Source organism: Streptomyces sp. P5F9 (assembly GCF_057961495.1).
Genome location: NZ_JBXVPZ010000002.1, coordinates 1 through 17,461, shown reverse-complemented (window position 1 = coordinate 17,461; position 17,461 = coordinate 1). Strand labels below are relative to the sequence as shown.

Sequence of the window (17,461 nt, the reverse complement as noted above, 5' to 3'; positions counted from 1 at the left end):
GATCAGGCCGTGGTTTCCGCACGGGCGACGAGGTCCAGCGCGATGTCGGTGATCATGTCCTCCTGGCCGCCGACCATGGCCCGCCGCCCGGCCTCGACCAGGATGCTGCGCGTGTCGAGGCCGTAGCGCGCGGCCGCCGTCTCGGCATGGCGCAGGAAGCTGGAGTACACGCCCGCGTAGCCCAGGCTGAGCGTCTCGCGGTCCACCCGTACCTCGCGGTCCTGGAGCGGTCGTACGAGATCGTCGGCCGCGTCCATGAGGGGGAACAGGTCGCAGCCGTGCTTCCAGCCCATCAGGTCGGCGACCGCGACGAACGCCTCCAGCGGACAGTTGCCCGCACCGGCGCCCTGGCCCGCGAGGGAGGCGTCGACGCGGATCGCGCCGCCCTCGACCGCGACGACCGTGTTGGCCACGCCGAGTGCGAGGTTGTGGTGGGCGTGGATGCCCAACTCGGTCTCCGGGGCGAGGACTTCGCGGTACGCGCGGAAGCGGTCCCGGACCCCGTCCATCGTCAACCGGCCGCCGGAGTCGGTGACATAGACGCAGTGGGCGCCGTAGGACTCCATCAGCTTGGCCTGGCGGGCGAGTTCGGCGGGCTCGGCCATGTGGGACATCATCAGGAACCCGGCCACGTCCATGCCCAACTCCCGTGCCGCCGCGATGTGTTGGGCGGAGATGTCGGCCTCGGTGCAGTGCGTGGCGACCCGCACCGAGCGGATGCCCAGCGCGTGGGCCTGCCTGAGGTCGTGGACGGTTCCGATGCCGGGCAGCAACAGGGTGGTGGGGACGGCCTGTTGTACGGCGTCGGTGACGGCTTCGATCCACTCCCAGTCGGTGTGGGCGCCGACGCCGTAATTGATGCTGGAGCCGGACAGTCCGTCGCCGTGCGCGATCTCGATCGCCGCCACTCCGGCGCTGTCGAGGGCGGCGGCGATCGCGCGGGCCTGGCCGACGGTGTAGCGGTGCCGTACGGCGTGCATGCCGTCCCGCAGCGTGACGTCCTGGACGTAGAGGGACGTGGTCACCTGGCTGCCTCCTTGCCGGTGCGGTCGGCGATCCGTTCCGCGGTACGCAGCGCGGCCGACGTCATGATGTCGAGGTTTCCGGCGTAGGCGGGGAGGTAGTGGGCGGCGCCCTCGACCTCCAGGAACACCGACACCTTCAGCAGCTCGCCCGCGCTCGGCGCGAGGCTGCGCAGCGGGTCGTCGGCGGCCACCTTGTCGTACTGCACCTTCTGCTTGAGCCGGTAGCCGGGCACGTACGCCTGGACACGGCCGACCATCTCCTCGACGGACGCCGTGACCGCCTCGGTCGCGCAGTCGGAGACCAGGCAGTGCACGGTGTCCCGCATGATCAGCGGGGGTTCGGCCGGGTTGAGGACGATGATCGCCTTGCCGCGCGCCGCGCCCCCCACCTTCTCGACGGCGGAGGACGTGGTCTCGGTGAACTCGTCGATGTTCGCGCGGGTGCCCGGACCCGCCGAGCGCGAGGCGATGGACGCGACTATCTCGCCGTAGTGGACCGGGGAGACCGCGCCCACCGCGGCGACGATCGGGATCGTGGCCTGGCCGCCGCAGGTGACCATGTTGACGTTCGGGGCGTCGAGATGGGCGTCGCCGTTGACCGGCGGGACGACGTACGGGCCGAGGGCGGCCGGGGTGAGGTCGACGAGGGTGCGGCCCAGGGGCCGTAGGACGTCTTCGTGGTGGCGGTGGGCGCCGGCCGAGGTGGCGTCGAAGACGATGCCGACGTCGGTGAACTCGTCCAGGGCGACCAGGCCTTCGACACCCTCGTGGGTGGTGGCGACCTTCAGGCGGCGGGCGCGGGCCAGGCCGTCGGAGTGCGGGTCGATGCCGGCCAGGGCGGCGATCTCCAGGGTCTCCGAGAGGCGCAGGACCTTGATCAGGAGGTCGGTGCCTATGTTGCCGGAGCCGATGATGGCGACCTTCGTGGTCACTTGCCGTCCCTTTCCGTAGCTTCCGCTGCGAAGCGGACCCGTACCGAGCCCAGGTCCGAGATGTGGGCCTCGAAGGTGTCGCCCGGCGCGGCCGGGGTCATCGGGCCCAGGGCGCCGGTCAGCACGAGGTCGCCCGCGCGCAGCGGGTCGCCCCGCTCGGCGAGGGCCGAGGCCAGCCAGACGGCGGCGGTGAGGGGGCTGCCGAGGCAGTCGGCGCCGGTGCCCTCGGAGACGGTCTCGCGTCCCCGGCTCATGGTCATCGTGACCGTGCGCAGGTCGATGGCGGTCAGTGGTACGGGCGTGGCGCCCAGCACGTACAGACCGCAGGAGGCGTTGTCGGCGACGGTGTCGACGAGGGAGATGTCCCAGTTCCGCACCCGGCTGTCGACGATCTCCAGCGCGGGCAGCGCGAAGTCCACCGCGCGCAGCACGTCGACGATCGTGCACTCGCGCTCCGGCAGGTCCCGGCCGAGGACCAGCGCGACCTCGGCCTCCACCTTCGGCCGGAGCAGCCGGCCCAGGGGCACCTCGCCGCCGTCGGGCACCGCCATGTCCGCGAACAGGGCGCCGAAGTCCGGCTGGTCCACGCCGAGTTGGCGCTGCACGGCGGGGGAGGTCAGGCCGATCTTGCGGCCGACGATGCGGCGTCCGGCGTCCACACCGCGCCGGACGTTCAGCTGCTGGACGGCGTAGGCGGTCTCCAGATCGCCGCCGTCGAGCAGGTCGCGCACCGGCGGGCAGGCGACCCCGGTACGGGTGGCCTCCGCCAGCAGGTCGGCGGCCTTGACCACGGCCGGGGACACGGCGTCCGCGCGGGCGCCGTCGGACTCGGTGGGCACGGGTTACCTCCTGGGAGAGCGGTGCGGGTACACCCCATCGGTATAGACAGCTTCCCCACAAAGGGACAATGTTTGTTCCGTGACACGGAACAACGCGAGCGGCAGCATGCTGGAGAAAGCCGCGCTCATCCTGGACTGCTTCAGTCCGAGCGGCGGACCGTACCGCCTGTCGGAACTTTCGGAGCACACCGGACTGCCCAAGCCCACGGTCCACCGGCTGGCCGCCGACCTCGTCCGGCTGGGCTGGCTGGAGCGCTCGGGCCACCGCTATCTGCTCGGCGCGAAGTTGTTCGAGCTGGGCTCGCTGGTGCCGCACCGGCGTGATCTGCGCGAGACGGCCCTGCCCTTCCTCCAGGACCTCTTCGAGGCCACCCGCGAGACCATCCACCTCGGCGTCCGCGAGGGCATGGAGGTGGTCTACCTCGAACGCATCCACGGCCACGAGGCCCTGCGGCTCCCGTCCCGCATCGGCGGCAGCCTGCCGCTGACGTGTACGGCCGTGGGCAAGGCCCTACTCGCCTTCTCCGGCGCCGAGTTGACCGAGGAGGTACTGTCCCGCCCGCTGCCGAGCCTCACCCCGCACTCGATCACCGACCCGGCCCGGCTGCGCATGACCCTGGAGAAGATCCAGGTCTCCGGCCTCTCCTACGAGGAACAGGAGGCCGCGTTGGAGGTGAGCTGCATCGCGGCCCCGGTGTTCGCCGGCGACACCGCGGTCGCCGCCCTCTCGGTCGCCGTACCCCGCGCCCGCTTCCGGCCCGCCCAACTCGCCCCGGCCGTACGGACGGCGGCGCTCGGACTCTCCCGCGTGCTGCGCGGCGGAGGGACTACGAGGACCCCACTGTCCTGGCGGTGAACCCGACCGTACACTGACAAGTCACGGCAACGGGGGCATTGTTGAGCGGGGGGAGAATCATGTCCGGGGATCAGTACGGGTCTGTCCAGGGGTTCGTCGTGCCACCGATGCCGTCGTCTCCACCCCCCGGCCCGCCGGACCGACTCAGATCCGTCGCGGTCGGCCTCCTCAACCTCAGTGGTCTCGGGCTCGGTTACGCGCTGATGCGCCGCTGGCTGCTGATGGCCGTGTGCTGGGTCGCGACCATCGTGCTGCTGCTGGTGGCCCTGCCCGCCGACCCGGACGGCGTGCCGGGCGCCGCCGTCACCCTGTACGTCGTGTTCCTCGTACTCGCCGCCGTCCACGGCGCGTTGGTGGGCCTGCGCACCCGCCTCGCCTGGCCCTCGCCCACACCGGTCGCGGTCGTGCTCGGCCTGGTCCTGCTCGCCGTACCCGCCGGGGGAGTCGTCCTCTACGACAACGCCCGCGACGAGGCGACCCAGCAGATGCTCCTCGACCGGCTGGAGACGGCCGACCAACTCGTCGCGGACTCAGGGAGGTTGGCGTTCTCTGCGGCCGAACCCCACTACCGGCAGGCGCTGGTCGCCTACGACGACCTCAGCACCGCGCACTCCGGTTCACGGGCGGCCCAGCGCGTGCCCGACCGGCTGAAGACGTTCTACACGACGGTCGCCGGAGCCTACGCGCAGAAGAACTACTGTGACGCGATACCCCAGTTGAAGTATCTGCGGACCGTCCCCGGCACCATCGCCAAGAAGGAACTGGGCACGCTCACCACCTGGCCGGACGACCGGCTGGCCACCTCCCTGTACGAGTGCGGCTCCACCGGTCTTGCCGCCCAACGCGCGGACTGGTCGGCGAACTTCGGCGATCTGCTGGCCACGTTCCCGCAGTCGTCGCAGGCGGGTCAGGTCGAGCCCGCCGTCAAGTCGGCCGTCGCCACGGGGGTGAAGGGCGTCACCGGTAGCCAACCCTGCACGGCCGTACAGGAGTTGTCGAGCCTCTCCAGCCAGATCGGGAGCCTGCAAGGCGGCCAGGCGGGTGTGGCCGACGCGTTGAGCGCGGACGCCCAACAGGCGAGCAGCCACGCCGACTCCGGTGCCTATCAGTGCGGTGTCTTCCAGTACAAGGACGGCGACTTCGACTCGGCGCTCACCACGATGAACGACTTCGTGAAGAACAACACGCACGACAAGAACCGGGCCCGGGCCAAGAAGATCGCGATCGCCGCCGAGGTGGCGAAGACGGTTCCGGCCGCCGGCAAGAAGCTGCCCACGACCGCGTCCGGCGGCAGCATCTCCGTCACCGTCATGAACGACAGCCCGGACGACATCACGGTCCTGTACACCGGGCCGGTGACCGGCAGCTTCACGCTGAAGGGCTGCGGGAGCTGCACGTCGTACTCCCTCACCACCACGCTGCTGAAGGGGTTCAAGCCGTGCAGCTCCGGCAAGAGCTACCCGCAGAAGACGATCAGTCTGCCGACCGGGACGACGTACTTCGTGCACCGGCCCGACAGTTCCACCGCGACGCCGGCCTCGGACACGGCGAAGCTCAGGTCGGGCTACATCTACACGGAGTGCGCCTACAGCACGGGAGCCTTCGGCACCGGCTGACCGTACGGGGCTTGCGAGTCGAGGGCGGCGGGCGCCCCGGCACTTCGGTGTCGGGCGCCCGCCGCTTGCTCACAGCAGGGTCGGTGCGTGGAACGTGCCGAGGCCGCTGGTCAGGTCGCGGTCCAGCCAGTAGCGGCGCGGTTCGGCGAGCATCACGGCGACGCTGACGCCCAGGAGGCCGGGGATCCTGGCCAGCTCGTCGTCGACGAAGAGCGCCAGCGCGGCGCGGTCGGTGACCAGGCCGGTGGCGAGGACGGACATGTCGCTGGCGACGTGCGCGGCGAGCCGCGTCTGCGGGAGCCGGTTGATCCGGCGCATCACTTCGGGTGTCGCACCCGGGGCCACGCGCAGCCGGAGGATGAACGCGGTCTGGAAGCCCAGCCACTCCGACACGATCTCCAGGCGCGGCTTGACCCAGCCCTCGTCCAGGACCCGGCGGACCACCCGGTGCGCGGTGGACGTGGCCAGGTCGGCGGTGCGGGCGATGCTCGCGGCGGACGCGCGGCCGTCCCGGAGCAGCTGGGCCACGACACCGCGCTCGGCCTCGCTGAGCGGCTTCGCCGGGGGTGTCGCGGTCGCCGTGCCCTCGGGACGGGAGCCGGTGAGTTTCAGCAGGTCGGCACGCTCGGTGTCGGCGAGGAACTGCGGGTCCCAGGTGATGCCCCGGCGCAGCGTGCTCAGCGCGGGCAGGGCGTTGACACGCCGGACACCGGGCACGGAGAACATCCGGTCGATCGCCTCGCTGGTCGCCGCCTCGGACGGGGCGTGCACGACGGCGTAGAGCGGGTAGTCGCCCGAGATCTGCGCCAGCAGCTGGAGGTGGGGCAGGTCACGGAGCCGGTGCAGGACCGCGAGGGGGCTCTCGCCGGTGATGTCCAGGAAGACGTGGACGGGCATCGCCGTGGAGTGGACGCCCCAGTCGGCCTGCCCGATCACGCGCACCATGCGTGCCTCGTGCAGGCGGTCGTAACGGCGTTTGAGCGTGCTGGCGTCGGCGGCCAGGATCTCGCCGATGTCGTCCCAGGTGGCCCGGGGCGCCAGATGCAGCGCGCCGATGAGGCGCCGGTCGAGCTCGTCGAGGAGAGGACGGGTCATAGGGCCTCACTCTAAGGCGCTGTTTAATCCCACCGTTACTTCCAAGATATAGAGAATCTCTCATCAGGATGCCATTGTTCGCAGGAACATCCCCCCATCGCGCCAAGAGGTACCGATGAGTGTCACCTCCGCTCAACCTCAGCCCCCGTCCACCGAACCCCAGTCGAGAGTCCTGCGGACCGCGTTCCGGGGCCTGACGGCGATCGAGAAGGTCGGCAACAAACTCCCCAACCCCTTCTGGCTGTTCTGGATCCTCGCGGGGATCGTCGCCGTCCTCAGCGCCGTCCTGGCGGCAACGGGCCTCAGCGCCGTGCACCCCGGCACGCACGAGACCATCAAGGTGCAGAACCTGCTCAGCAAGGACGGCCTCACCATGGCCGTCGAGGGAGCCGTCGACAACTACGCGGCCTTCCCGCCGCTGGCCACCATCCTCACCGTGATGTTCGGCATCGCCGTCGCCGAGAAGAGCGGACTGTTCTCCGCCCTGCTGCGCCGCATGGTCGCGCGCGTTCCGGGCAAGTACCTCACCTTCGCCCTGTCGATGACAGCCATGGTCAGCCATGTGGCCGGCGACGCCGCCTACGTCACCCTCATCCCGCTCGGCGCCCTGGTCTTCCGCGCGGCCGGCCGCAGCCCCGTCCTCGGCTGCGTCGTCGCCTACGTCTCGATCGCCGCCGGGTACGACGCCTCCCCGTCGCTCACCACCACCGACGTCCTGCTCTCCGGGATCTCCACGGCCGCCGCCCACACCATCGACACGCACTACGTCGTCACCCCGGTCGCCAACTACTTCTTCGGCCTCGGCTCGTCCGCCCTGGTCGCGCTGGTGATCACCCTCGTCGTCGACAAGGTCCTCGCCCGCCGCTCCGACCTGGAACCCGACGAGCCGGTCGCCGCCCTGGGCGCCGAAGAGCTGGCCGAGATCGAGGTCACCGACCAGCAGCGGCGCGCCCTGCGCACGACCGGCCTGGTCGCCGTCGGCTTCCTCGCGTTCCTCGCGGCGGCCATGATCCCCTCGTCCTCACCCCTGCGCGGCGAGGGCGGCGGCATCGTCAACTCCCCGCTGATCGGCGGCATGGCACTCGTCCTCGGCGTGTTCTTCGCCGTGCTCGGCACCGTCTACGGCCGGATGACCGGCACCTTCACCGCCGCCCGCGACAGCATCGGCGCGATGGTCGACGGCACCCGCTCGATGGCGCCGATCCTCGTCCTGTTCTTCGCGATCGCCCAGTTCCTCGCCTATTTCAAGTGGACGAACATCGGCGACATCCTTGCCGTCAAGGGCGCCGAGACACTGCGCGACCTGCACCTGCACGGCTGGACCGTGCTCGTCGGCATCGCCGTGCTGATCACCTTCATGAACCTCGTCATCACCAGCGGCTCCGCCCTGTGGGCACTGGCCGCACCGGTCCTCGTCCCCATGCTGATGCTCATCGGCATCGAGCCCGAGACCACCCAGGCCGTCTACCGCGTCGCCGACTCGGTCACCAACTGCGTCACCCCGATGAGCCCCTACTTCGTCATGGCCCTGGGCTTCATCCAGCAGTACCGCAAGTCCGCCGGCATCGGCACCCTGGCCTCCTTCACGATCCCGATCGCCGCTGTCGTGTGGGTGGTCTGGGTCGCGTTCTTCGTCGCCTGGTACCTGCTGGGCATCCCGCTCGGCATCAGCTGACCACCTCCCGAGCGACCCCGTCCGTTCGGCCGTACGAGAAAGCAGATCATGACCGCATCACCCGCACCCGCCACCCTCACCACCCGCGCCCAGGACGTCTCCTCGCAGATCGTCGAGGACATCCTGACCCTCGTCCGCCAGGAGACCGGCAGCTACGACCTTCCCGGCCTCGCGAGCGGCCTGGACCTGCTGCGCGAGCTGACCGTCCAGCGGCTCGGCCTGCCCGACCGCGAGGAGCGTCACCCCGGGGGCGAGTGCGGTGACACCCTCACCCTGACCTACGGCGGCACCAGCGCCGGGCATGTCGCGCTCGTCGGGCACTACGACACCGTCTGGCCGACCGGGACCCTCGCCGGATGGGAGCAGCCGGCGGTGGGCGAGGACGGGCGGGAGAAGATCGGCGGGCCCGGCATCTTCGACATGAAGACCGGTCTCGCACAAGGGATCTGGGCGCTGAAGCTGGCCCGGGAGAGCGGTGCGCCGCTGCCCACCGTCACCTTCCTCTTCAACGGCGACGAGGAGATCGGGTCCCTGTCCTCCAGGCCGGTGATCGAGGAGGTCGCGCAGAAGGTCGACGTCACGCTTGTGCTGGAGCCGAGTGCCCACGGCGCGGTGAAGACCGCCCGCAGGGGCACCGGGATCTTCCACGTCACCGCCACCGGCGTCGAATCACATGCCGGGCTCGCACCACAGGACGGGGCGAGCGCGATCACCGCACTGTCCGAGTTCGTGGTCGCCGCCGCGAAGGTCGCCGCGCCCGACAAGGGCACCACGATCAACACCGGGCTGATCAAGGGCGGTTCGGCCATCAACGTCGTCGCCGGGCAGGCCACCGCCGGGGTCGACATCCGGGTCAGCAGCGCGGCCGAACAGGCCCGGGTGGACGAGGAGTTGGACGCCATCAAGGTGAGTGACCCGCGCGTCCGCATCGACATCGACCACGCCTGGAACCGGCCCCCGATGACCCTCAACGCGGCCTCCGCCCCGCTGCTCGACCTCGCCCGTGAGGTCGCCCGTGAGCAGGGGCGCGACCATCTGCCCGACACCGCCGTCGGCGGGGCCAGCGACGCCAACTTCGTCGCCGCGCTCGGTCTGCCGGTGCTGTGCGGCATGGGCGCGGTCGGCGACGGGGCGCATGCCCAGGGCGAGTTCATCTACCCGGACACCGTGCCCGCGCAGACCGCCCTGGTCGCCGGACTGCTGGGACGGCTGGGACGGCTGGCGGAACCCCTGCGGGGCTGAGCCGCACCGCACACCCGTCATCGGCCGGAACATCCGCCGACGTCCAGGGTGGGGCGCGTCATTGGATCCACCTCTCACCGGGGACAATCGGTGCCCATGACGGACGGTACGGACGGTAGGGACGACTCCAGCAGCCGCTTGGCCAGGATCGAGCGGCTGCTGGAGAACGGCGGGCGCGATGTGGTGCCCGCCTGGCGCCGGGTGACGCGGGGCGAGACACGGTGGGCGGTGTCCGCCGTGATCCTGGTGGCGTTCGCCCTGCAGCTGATGCTGCCGCACCGGCTCGCCTTCCAGCCGTACTGGCTGCTGCCGGCCCTCGAAATCGCGCTGATGGTCGGCCTGTTCGTCGCCAATCCCCGGCGGATCGAGCCCGGCACACGGTGGTTGCGCTGGCCGAGCCTCGTCCTGACGGGTGTGATCAGCCTGGCCAACAGCTGGTCGGCGGCCCGGCTGGTGGTGGGCCTGGTCAGGGGGACCGAGGGGCTGGGCGCCGGACCGCTGCTGCTGACCGGCGGCGCCATCTGGCTGACGAACGTCATCGTGTTCGCCCTCTGGTACTGGGAGTGGGACCGCGGCGGACCGATGGCGCGGGTCATGGGGCACCACCAGTACGCCGACTTCCTCTTCGTCCAGATGCAGAGCCCGGAGACCGCGCCGCCGGACTGGGAACCGGTGTTCCTGGACTACCTGTACCTGTCCTTCACCAACTCCACCGCCTTCAGCCCGACCGACGTGATGCCGCTCTCCCGCTGGGCCAAGATGCTGATGATGGGCCAGTCCACGGTCTCCGTGTCGATCGTCGTCCTCGTCGTCGCGCGGGCGGTCAACATCCTCTGACAGCAGGGGAGTTGAACTGTCGAACAGCTGTCGAAACTGTCGAGTCTGTGAGTACGGGCGTTCCGCTTGCCGCGCTCCGGCGGTCGCCCGAGCATGGTGCGACTCGCCCGTCCCCCCACTCGACAGGGAGCTCCTGTGCGCTCGCGAGACCTCAACCGCCGCGGCTTTCTCGCCGGTACCGCCGCCGCCGTGCTGGCGACCGGCCTCGACTCCGGTGTCGCGTCGGCCGCCGACCGGCGCGCCAGCCGGAGCGCCGACGACCCCGTGACCACGGACTCCGGCCAAGTCACCGGCGTCCAGGGCGGGTTGAAAGGCATCGTCGCCTACAAGGGCATCCCGTACGCGGACACCACCGCCGGCGCCAACCGCTGGCGCCCGCCCCAGCCCGCCCCGTCCTGGGACGGGATCCGCAAGGCGAACGCGTGGGGCCCGGCCTGCCCCCAGCCCGTCACGGGTATCCCGAGCGACCAGGTGCCGTCCCTGAGCGAGGACTGCCTCAACCTCGACATCTGGACCGGCGCGGCCACTTCGGGCGACAGCAGACCGGTCCTCGTCTGGCTCCCCGGCGGCCGTGACACCGCGATCTGGACCGGACAGGAGATCTACAACGGCACCCTGCTGGCCAACAAGGGCGTCGTCTTCGTCAGCGTCAACCACCGCGTCGGCCCCTTCGCCGACCTCGCCCACCCCGACCTGAGCGCCGAGTCCGGGCACGCCGCCTCCGGCAACTGGGGTGCCCTGGACGCCGTAGCGGCGCTGGAGTGGGTGGCCCGGAACATCGCCGCGTTCGGCGGTGACCCGGACCGGGTGACGCTCGCCGGCTGGCAGAACGGCGCGAACCTCGTCAACGTCCTCCTAGCCTCGCGGGCGGCCCGAGGTCTGTTCCACCGGGCCCTGCTGCCGTCCGGCGTGCACTACACCAAGGACCCAGCCCTCGGTCAATCGCCGTACGGCTACCGTACGTTGGCAGCCGCGGAGTCCAACGGCACTGCCTTCGCGGCCTACTTGGGGTGCTCGGCCCTCACCGATCTGCGCGCGCTGTCCGCCGACGAGATCGTCGCGCGGACCTACGCCGCCGACGCACCGGCCGACGCCACCGCCTTCGGCGACGTACTCGACGGCTATGTCCTGCCGAGCACGTACACCGCCGCCATGGAGGCGGGCAGGGAGATCGACGTACCCGTCCTCACCGGCAACTGCCGTGACGGGAACAGCGGTTCACCCACGCTGACCGAGTACCAGGCCTACGCCGAGAGCCGGTTCGGGCCGGTCGGCCTGGCGGACACGTTCCTCGGCCTGTACCCGGCGACCACCGACGCCGAGGCGGCCACGCAGTACAACGCCTACGCGCGGGACGAGGAACGTGTCTCGACCTTTCTGTGGGGCGGGCAGTTCGAGGACACGGCGGGCAATCGCGGCCCGGTCCACACCTACTTCTGGACCCGGGTCCCGCCGGGCCACGACGCCACCAACCCCGTTGTCGGCAACGGCAGTTCGGGGGCATTCGACGGGGCCGACGTCTACTACCTGCTGGGCTTCATCTACAACACCGACCGCCCGTGGGCGTCGCGCGACTACGACATCGCCGACACCACCGCCTCGTACGTGGCGAACTTCGCGGCCACCGGGAACCCCAACGGCGGCAGTCTCTCCACCTGGCCGGCCCTGGACACCGGCACCCCGCAGACGATGGAGCTCGGTGACCACTTCGCCACGCTCCCCGTAGCGGACAGCGACGCCAGGTACGCCTTTCTCAAGGCCTACTTGACGTCGCAGCCCGTGTCCTACTGATCCCGCCGGAGATCAGCAGGAGCCCTCGTCCTGCCACGGGCCCCACTGGGAGGCACCGGGCACCTCGTTCTGGGTCCACCACTTGGCCACCCAGTTGTGGTTGCCGTACGACACCTCGTTGCCCTGCGTGTAGACGGCTGTGGAGCTCCACGCCGTCTTGCACGTGCCGGGGGTGGGCGTCGGAGTCGGGGTCGGCGTGGGTGTCGAGGTCGGCGGGGTCACGCCCGCGAACTGCACCGAGTACTTGGCGAAGTCCCACGCGTTCTGCGCCACGCTGGAGCAAGTCCCCGACGTCGTACCGCCGTTGTCGACCGGAGTGCACTGGCGGTCGCGGTTGAGGGACCAGAACGTGAAGCGGTCCATGTTGTGGCTGGTGGCGTAGTTCAGGACGGTCTGGAAGTCCGCCTGAGTGAAGTACTCGCCGGTGTCGCTGCGCCCGTTCATCCCCGAGAAGCCCTCGTGGGCGTACGCGGTCGCCTGGTCCCAGCCGAACGTGGACTGCAGGATGGAGTTGAAGTTGGTGAGCGCGCTGGTCTGCGAGGCCGCGCCGCTGAAGCCGCCGTCGAACGGCATGATGGAGAAGTTGTTCGGCGTGAACCCCTGCGACTTCGCCTCCAGCAGCATCTGCTTGCCGAACCAGCCGGTGCCGTCCGCCGTGCCGGCCGTGGTGACGGAGACGTACAGTCCCGAGTTGTTCTGCTGGAGGATCTTGGCCGCGCCGATCTCGTTGTGGATGGCCGCGGTGTTCTCGTACTCCGGCTCCTCCAGGTCGAAGTCGATCGCGTGCAGGCCGTACTTGGTGATCACCTGCTGGTACGCCGCCGCGGTCGAGGCCGGGTCGGAGCAGGCCTGGCCGAGCTTCGTGCCGCCGTAGCCGCCGATGGAGACGGAGACGTCGCCGCCCTTGGCGCGGATCGTGTTGATCACCGACTGGACGGCGGTGTCCGAGGAGACCGGTGAGGTGCCGCCCCAGGTGGGGGAGCAGCCGCCGCCGTTGGGGGCGAGGACGAAGGCGAGCTGGAAGGCCTTGAGACCGGTGGCGTCCATGATGGCGCCCGCGTCCGGCGGGTTGTTGTCCGTCGGCATCAGATAGGGGGCCGCGGCGTACCAGCGGTTGCTGAGCGCGGTGGGCGCGTCGGTGGCGCCCTGGGCGTTGGTCGCGACCAGCGCGGTCGTGCCCGCGGCGGCGGTCGTCACGGCGGCCGCGGCGACCAGACATGCACGAAGACGTGTCACGTTGTGCCTCCGGTGGGAGTGGGGGAGGCGCCCAGCTTCTGGCGCTGTCGCGGCCACGTCAATGGATTGGACTGGACCAAAGCTCACTTTGGACTAGACCATACGATTTCTTTACCATCGGCCCGGTCGAGCGCTTCGCGCGACACGTTTGCGACTAGTGTCCCGGCTCACATGGCGTTACAGGGGCTGCGCCGACACCATGGTGCACGTCATCGGCAGGCTGAAGGGATCGGGAATGTTCCGCAAGGTGCTGGTCGCCAACCGTGGAGAGATCGCGATCAGGGCGTTCCGCGCCGGCTATGAGCTGGGCGCGCGAACCGTCGCGGTCTTCCCCCACGAGGACCGCAATTCGCTGCACCGGCTCAAGGCCGACGAGGCCTACGAGATCGGTCAGCCCGGGCATCCGGTCCGCGCCTATCTCTCCGTCGAGGAGATCGTCCGCGCGGCCCGGCGCGCGGGAGCGGACGCGGTCTATCCGGGCTACGGATTCCTCTCCGAGAACCCCGAACTCGCCCGCGCCTGCGAGGAGGCGGGCATCACCTTCGTCGGTCCCAGTGCCCACATCCTGGAGATGACCGGCAACAAGGCCACGGCGATCGCCGCAGCCCGCGCGGCCGGCGTACCGGTGCTCGGCTCCTCGGCGCCCTCCACCGACGTCGACGAACTGGTCCGCGCGGCCGAGGACATCGGCTTCCCCGTGTTCGTGAAGGCCGTGGCCGGTGGTGGCGGACGCGGAATGCGCCGCGTCGAGGACCCGGCCACCCTGCGCGAATCCATCGAGGCGGCGGCCCGCGAGGCCATGTCGGCGTTCGGCGACGCCACGGTGTTCCTGGAGAAGGCCGTCGTCGACCCCCGTCACATCGAGGTGCAGATCCTCGCCGACGGCGAGGGCAACGTCATCCACCTCTTCGAGCGCGACTGCTCGCTGCAGCGCCGCCACCAGAAGGTCGTCGAGCTGGCCCCCGCGCCCAACCTCGACCCCGCCCTGCGCGACCGGATCTGCGCGGACGCCGTCCGCTTCGCCCGTGAGATCGGCTACCGCAACGCGGGCACCGTCGAGTTCCTCCTCGACCCGGCCGGCAACCACGTCTTCATCGAGATGAACCCGCGCATCCAGGTCGAGCACACGGTGACCGAGGAGGTCACCGACGTCGACCTCGTCCAGTCGCAGTTGCGGATCGCCTCGGGGGAGACCCTCGCGGACCTGGGCCTGTCCCAGGAGACGGTCACCCTGCACGGCGCCGCACTCCAGTGCCGTATCACCACAGAGGACCCGGCCAACGGCTTCCGCCCGGACACGGGCCGCATCAGCGCCTACCGCTCGCCCGGCGGCTCCGGCATCCGTCTCGACGGCGGAACCACCCACGCCGGTACGGAGATCAGCGCGCACTTCGACTCGATGCTGGTCAAACTCACCTGCCGGGGCCGGGACTTCACCACCGCCGTCAACCGGGCGCGGCGTGCCGTCGCCGAGTTCCGCATCCGCGGTGTGGCCACCAACATCCCGTTCCTCCAGGCGGTGCTGGACGACCCGGACTTCCAGGCCGGGCGGATCACCACGTCGTTCATCGAGCAGCGCCCGCAGCTGCTGACGGCCCGTCAATCGGCTGACCGCGGCACCAAGTTGCTGACCTACCTGGCCGACGTCACGGTGAACAAGCCGCACGGCGAACGCCCCGACCTGATCGACCCCACCACCAAGCTGCCGCCGGTCCCGAGCACCGAACCCCCGGCCGGTTCACGGCAGTTGCTCGCCGAACTCGGCCCCGAGGGCTTCGCCCGCCACCTGCGCGAGTCACCCACGATCGGCGTCACCGACACCACGTTCCGCGACGCCCACCAGTCGCTCCTCGCCACCCGCGTCCGCACCAAGGACCTCCTCGCGGTGGCCCCGGTCGTGGCCCACACCGTGCCCCAGCTGCTCTCCCTTGAGTGCTGGGGCGGCGCCACCTACGACGTGGCGCTGCGCTTCCTCGCCGAGGACCCCTGGGACCGGCTGGCCGCCCTGCGCGAGGCCGTCCCCAACATCTGCCTCCAGATGCTGCTGCGCGGCCGCAACACCGTCGGCTACACGCCCTACCCGACCCAGGTCACCGACGCCTTCGTGCAGGAGGCCGCCGCCACCGGCATCGACATCTTCCGCATCTTCGACGCGCTGAACGACGTAGGCCAGATGCGCCCCGCCATCGACGCCGTACGCGCCACCGGAACGTCGATCGCCGAGGTCGCCCTCTGCTACACCTCGGACCTGTCCGACCCGGGCGAGCGCCTCTACACGCTCGATTACTACCTCCGCCTCGCGGAACAGATCGTCGAGGCGGGCGCCCACGTCCTCGCGGTGAAGGACATGGCGGGCCTGCTGCGAGCACCCGCCGCCGCGACGCTCGTATCCGCGCTGCGGCGGGAGTTCGGCCTGCCGGTCCACCTGCACACCCACGACACGGCGGGCGGCCAGCTCGCCACCTACCTCGCCGCGATCCAGGCCGGCGCGGACGCCGTCGACGGCGCGGTGGCCTCCATGGCGGGCACGACGTCGCAGCCGTCCCTCTCCGCGATCGTCGCCGCGACCGACTACTCCGACCGCCCCACCGGCCTCGACCTCCAGGCCATCGGCGACCTGGAGCCGTACTGGGAGAGCGTCCGCAAGATCTACGCCCCCTTCGAGGCGGGCCTCGCCTCACCCACCGGCCGCGTCTACCACCACGAGATCCCCGGCGGCCAGCTCTCCAACCTGCGCACCCAGGCCATCGCCCTCGGCCTCGGCGACCGCTTCGAGGACATCGAGGCGATGTACGCCGCCGCCGACCGCATCCTCGGCCACCTGGTGAAGGTCACCCCGTCGTCGAAGGTCGTCGGCGACCTCGCCCTGCACCTGGTCGGCGCCGGAGTGAGCCCCGCCGACTTCGAGGCATCCCCCGACCGGTACGACATCCCCGACTCCGTGATCGGCTTCCTGCGCGGCGAGTTGGGCACCCCGCCCGGCGGCTGGCCCGAACCGTTCCGCACCAAGGCACTCCAGGGCCGCGCCGCCCCCAAGCCCGTCCAGGAACTCAGCCCGGAGGACCGCACGGCCCTCGACAAGGACCGCCGCGCCACCCTCAACCGCCTGCTGTTCCCCGGCCCGACCCGCGAGTTCGAGACCCACCGCCAGACCTACGGCGACACCAGCGTCCTCGACAGCAAGGACTTCTTCTACGGCATCCGGCCCGGCAAGGAGTACACGGTCGACCTGGAGCCCGGTGTCCGGCTCCTGATCGAGCTGGAGGCCGTGGGCGAGGCCGACGAACGCGGGCTGCGCACGGTGATGTCCGCGCTGAACGGGCAACTCCGGCCGATCCAGGTCCGTGACACCGCAGCCGCGTCCGACATCCCCGTCACCGAGAAGGCCGACCGCGCCAACTCAGGCCATGTGGCAGCCCCGTTCGCGGGTGTCGTCACCCTCGCGGTCGAGGAGGGCGACGAGGTGGAGGCCGGTGTCACCGTCGCCACGATCGAGGCCATGAAGATGGAGGCGGCGATCACCGCCCCCAAGTCCGGCCGGGTCGCCCGCCTCGCCATCAACCGCATCCAGCAGGTGGAGGGCGGCGACCTGCTCGTCGAACTGAGGTAGACGGTACGGCGGCGGGCGGGTCGATCCGGTGACTGGAGCTGAGGTGGTCGGGTTACCGGCGGGCGGCTCGACCCGCTGACCGGAGTCGAGGTAGGCGCTACGGCCGCAGGCCGCTCAACCCGGTGACCGGCGTGTTGAGGCAGGCGGGGCCGGCGGCAGGTCGCTCAACCAAGTGACCGGATCGGTCCGGTCCCGGACCCGATGCGGCCTGTCGCCACCCCGTCCACACGGCGCAGTCTTGGGGCATGACCCGAGCACTGATCGTCATCGATGTCCAGGAATCCTTCCGCGCCCGCCCGCTGTGGGAGACCATCTCCGACCCGAAGATCGCCGAACAGGCGAACCGTCTGGTCCAGCTCGCCCGCCGGGCCGGTGACCTCGTGGTGTGGGTCCTGCACTCCGAGCCCGGCAGCGGCGGCGTATTCGACCCGGACCTCGGTCACGTGCGGCTGATCGACGGACTGGAGCGCGCGGAGGGCGAACCGCTCCTGCACAAGACCTCGCACAACGCCTTCACCACCACCAACCTGCAACAACTCCTCACCGAGCACGGAGTCCGCGAGCTCACCATCTGCGGCATCCGCACCGAGCAGTGCGTCGAGACCACCACCCGCGTCGCGAGCGACTTCGGCTACCAGGTCACCTTCGTCACCGACGCGACCGCCACGAACCCCATCCCGCACCGCGACGCGGGTGGTGGTCTCGAC

At 70.5% G+C, this 17,461-nt stretch carries 13 protein-coding genes; 8 read left to right on the top strand and 5 right to left on the bottom strand.

Features of this window, described 5'->3' with window-relative positions; all coding sequences use genetic code 11:
• Positions 1 to 2 precede the first annotated feature (2 nt).
• Genes dmpG through mhpD form a run of 3 tightly spaced genes read right to left on the bottom strand, consistent with a single transcriptional unit; the run spans position 3 to position 2,796 of the window.
• Positions 3 to 1,025 carry a 4-hydroxy-2-oxovalerate aldolase gene (dmpG, locus tag AC31A1_RS00575; RefSeq protein WP_489651251.1) on the bottom strand — a complete coding sequence of 341 codons (1,023 nt, stop codon included), beginning with the start codon at positions 1,023 to 1,025 and terminating at the stop codon, positions 3 to 5.
• Positions 1,022 to 1,957, bottom strand: a complete 936-nt coding sequence (locus AC31A1_RS00570) for an acetaldehyde dehydrogenase (acetylating) (protein WP_489651250.1) — start codon at positions 1,955 to 1,957, stop codon at positions 1,022 to 1,024. The genes dmpG and AC31A1_RS00570 overlap by 4 nt, the downstream gene beginning before the upstream one ends.
• Positions 1,954 to 2,796: a 2-keto-4-pentenoate hydratase gene (gene mhpD / locus AC31A1_RS00565; protein ID WP_489651249.1), complete on the bottom strand. Its 843-nt coding sequence runs from the start codon at positions 2,794 to 2,796 to the stop codon at positions 1,954 to 1,956. The genes AC31A1_RS00570 and mhpD overlap by 4 nt, the downstream gene beginning before the upstream one ends.
• Positions 2,797 to 2,902: 106 nt before the next feature.
• On the opposite strand from mhpD, the gene AC31A1_RS00560 reads away from it, so the two are divergent.
• Positions 2,903 to 3,652, top strand: a complete 750-nt coding sequence (locus tag AC31A1_RS00560) for an IclR family transcriptional regulator (RefSeq protein ID WP_489651317.1) — start codon at positions 2,903 to 2,905, stop codon at positions 3,650 to 3,652.
• 59 nt (positions 3,653 to 3,711) lie between these two features.
• Positions 3,712 to 5,268 carry a hypothetical protein gene (locus tag AC31A1_RS00555; RefSeq protein ID WP_489651248.1) on the top strand — a complete coding sequence of 519 codons (1,557 nt, stop codon included), beginning with the start codon at positions 3,712 to 3,714 and terminating at the stop codon, positions 5,266 to 5,268.
• A gap of 69 nt (positions 5,269 to 5,337) precedes the next feature.
• Here AC31A1_RS00555 and AC31A1_RS00550 read toward each other — a convergent pair whose 3' ends face one another.
• Positions 5,338 to 6,363, bottom strand: coding sequence for an Lrp/AsnC family transcriptional regulator (locus tag AC31A1_RS00550; RefSeq protein ID WP_489651247.1), 1,026 nt, complete (start codon positions 6,361 to 6,363; stop codon positions 5,338 to 5,340).
• A 115-nt stretch (positions 6,364 to 6,478) separates the two neighbouring features.
• Between AC31A1_RS00550 and AC31A1_RS00545 the strand changes: the two genes are divergently transcribed.
• The 4 genes from AC31A1_RS00545 (at position 6,479) to AC31A1_RS00530 (ending at position 11,908) form a co-directional block, all read left to right on the top strand.
• Positions 6,479 to 8,038, top strand: coding sequence for an AbgT family transporter (locus tag AC31A1_RS00545; protein WP_489651246.1), 1,560 nt, complete (start codon positions 6,479 to 6,481; stop codon positions 8,036 to 8,038).
• 48 nt (positions 8,039 to 8,086) lie between these two features.
• On the top strand, positions 8,087 to 9,280 hold the full coding sequence (locus AC31A1_RS00540; RefSeq protein WP_489651245.1) for a M20 family metallopeptidase: 1,194 nt from the start codon (positions 8,087 to 8,089) through the stop codon (positions 9,278 to 9,280).
• Between the two features lie 96 nt (positions 9,281 to 9,376).
• Positions 9,377 to 10,117 carry a hypothetical protein gene (locus AC31A1_RS00535; RefSeq protein ID WP_489651244.1) on the top strand — a complete coding sequence of 247 codons (741 nt, stop codon included), beginning with the start codon at positions 9,377 to 9,379 and terminating at the stop codon, positions 10,115 to 10,117.
• A 135-nt stretch (positions 10,118 to 10,252) separates the two neighbouring features.
• A complete protein-coding gene (locus AC31A1_RS00530) occupies positions 10,253 to 11,908 on the top strand; it encodes a carboxylesterase/lipase family protein (protein ID WP_489651243.1) in 1,656 nt (551 codons plus the stop codon).
• A gap of 12 nt (positions 11,909 to 11,920) precedes the next feature.
• Here AC31A1_RS00530 and AC31A1_RS00525 read toward each other — a convergent pair whose 3' ends face one another.
• Positions 11,921 to 13,144: a chitinase gene (locus AC31A1_RS00525; protein ID WP_489651242.1), complete on the bottom strand. Its 1,224-nt coding sequence runs from the start codon at positions 13,142 to 13,144 to the stop codon at positions 11,921 to 11,923.
• Positions 13,145 to 13,379: 235 nt separating this feature from the next.
• Here AC31A1_RS00525 and AC31A1_RS00520 point away from each other — a divergent pair, with 235 nt between their 5' ends.
• Together AC31A1_RS00520 and AC31A1_RS00515 are read left to right on the top strand one after the other, a co-directional pair.
• Positions 13,380 to 16,754, top strand: coding sequence for a pyruvate carboxylase (locus AC31A1_RS00520; protein WP_489651241.1), 3,375 nt, complete (start codon positions 13,380 to 13,382; stop codon positions 16,752 to 16,754).
• Positions 16,755 to 16,999: 245 nt separating this feature from the next.
• The coding region (locus tag AC31A1_RS00515; protein ID WP_489651240.1) for a cysteine hydrolase family protein at positions 17,000 to 17,461 on the top strand (462 nt) is incomplete at its 3' end.

Coding starts and splice junctions, on each gene's coding strand:
- AC31A1_RS00545 (WP_489651246.1), top strand. CDS start 6,479: ATGAGTGTCACCTCCGCTCAACCTCAGCCCCCGTCCACCGAACCCCAG.
- AC31A1_RS00535 (WP_489651244.1), top strand. CDS start 9,377: ATGACGGACGGTACGGACGGTAGGGACGACTCCAGCAGCCGCTTGGCC.
- AC31A1_RS00550 (WP_489651247.1), bottom strand. CDS start 6,363: ATGACCCGTCCTCTCCTCGACGAGCTCGACCGGCGCCTCATCGGCGCG.
- AC31A1_RS00560 (WP_489651317.1), top strand. CDS start 2,903: ATGCTGGAGAAAGCCGCGCTCATCCTGGACTGCTTCAGTCCGAGCGGC.
- AC31A1_RS00520 (WP_489651241.1), top strand. CDS start 13,380: ATGTTCCGCAAGGTGCTGGTCGCCAACCGTGGAGAGATCGCGATCAGG.
- AC31A1_RS00540 (WP_489651245.1), top strand. CDS start 8,087: ATGACCGCATCACCCGCACCCGCCACCCTCACCACCCGCGCCCAGGAC.
- AC31A1_RS00555 (WP_489651248.1), top strand. CDS start 3,712: ATGTCCGGGGATCAGTACGGGTCTGTCCAGGGGTTCGTCGTGCCACCG.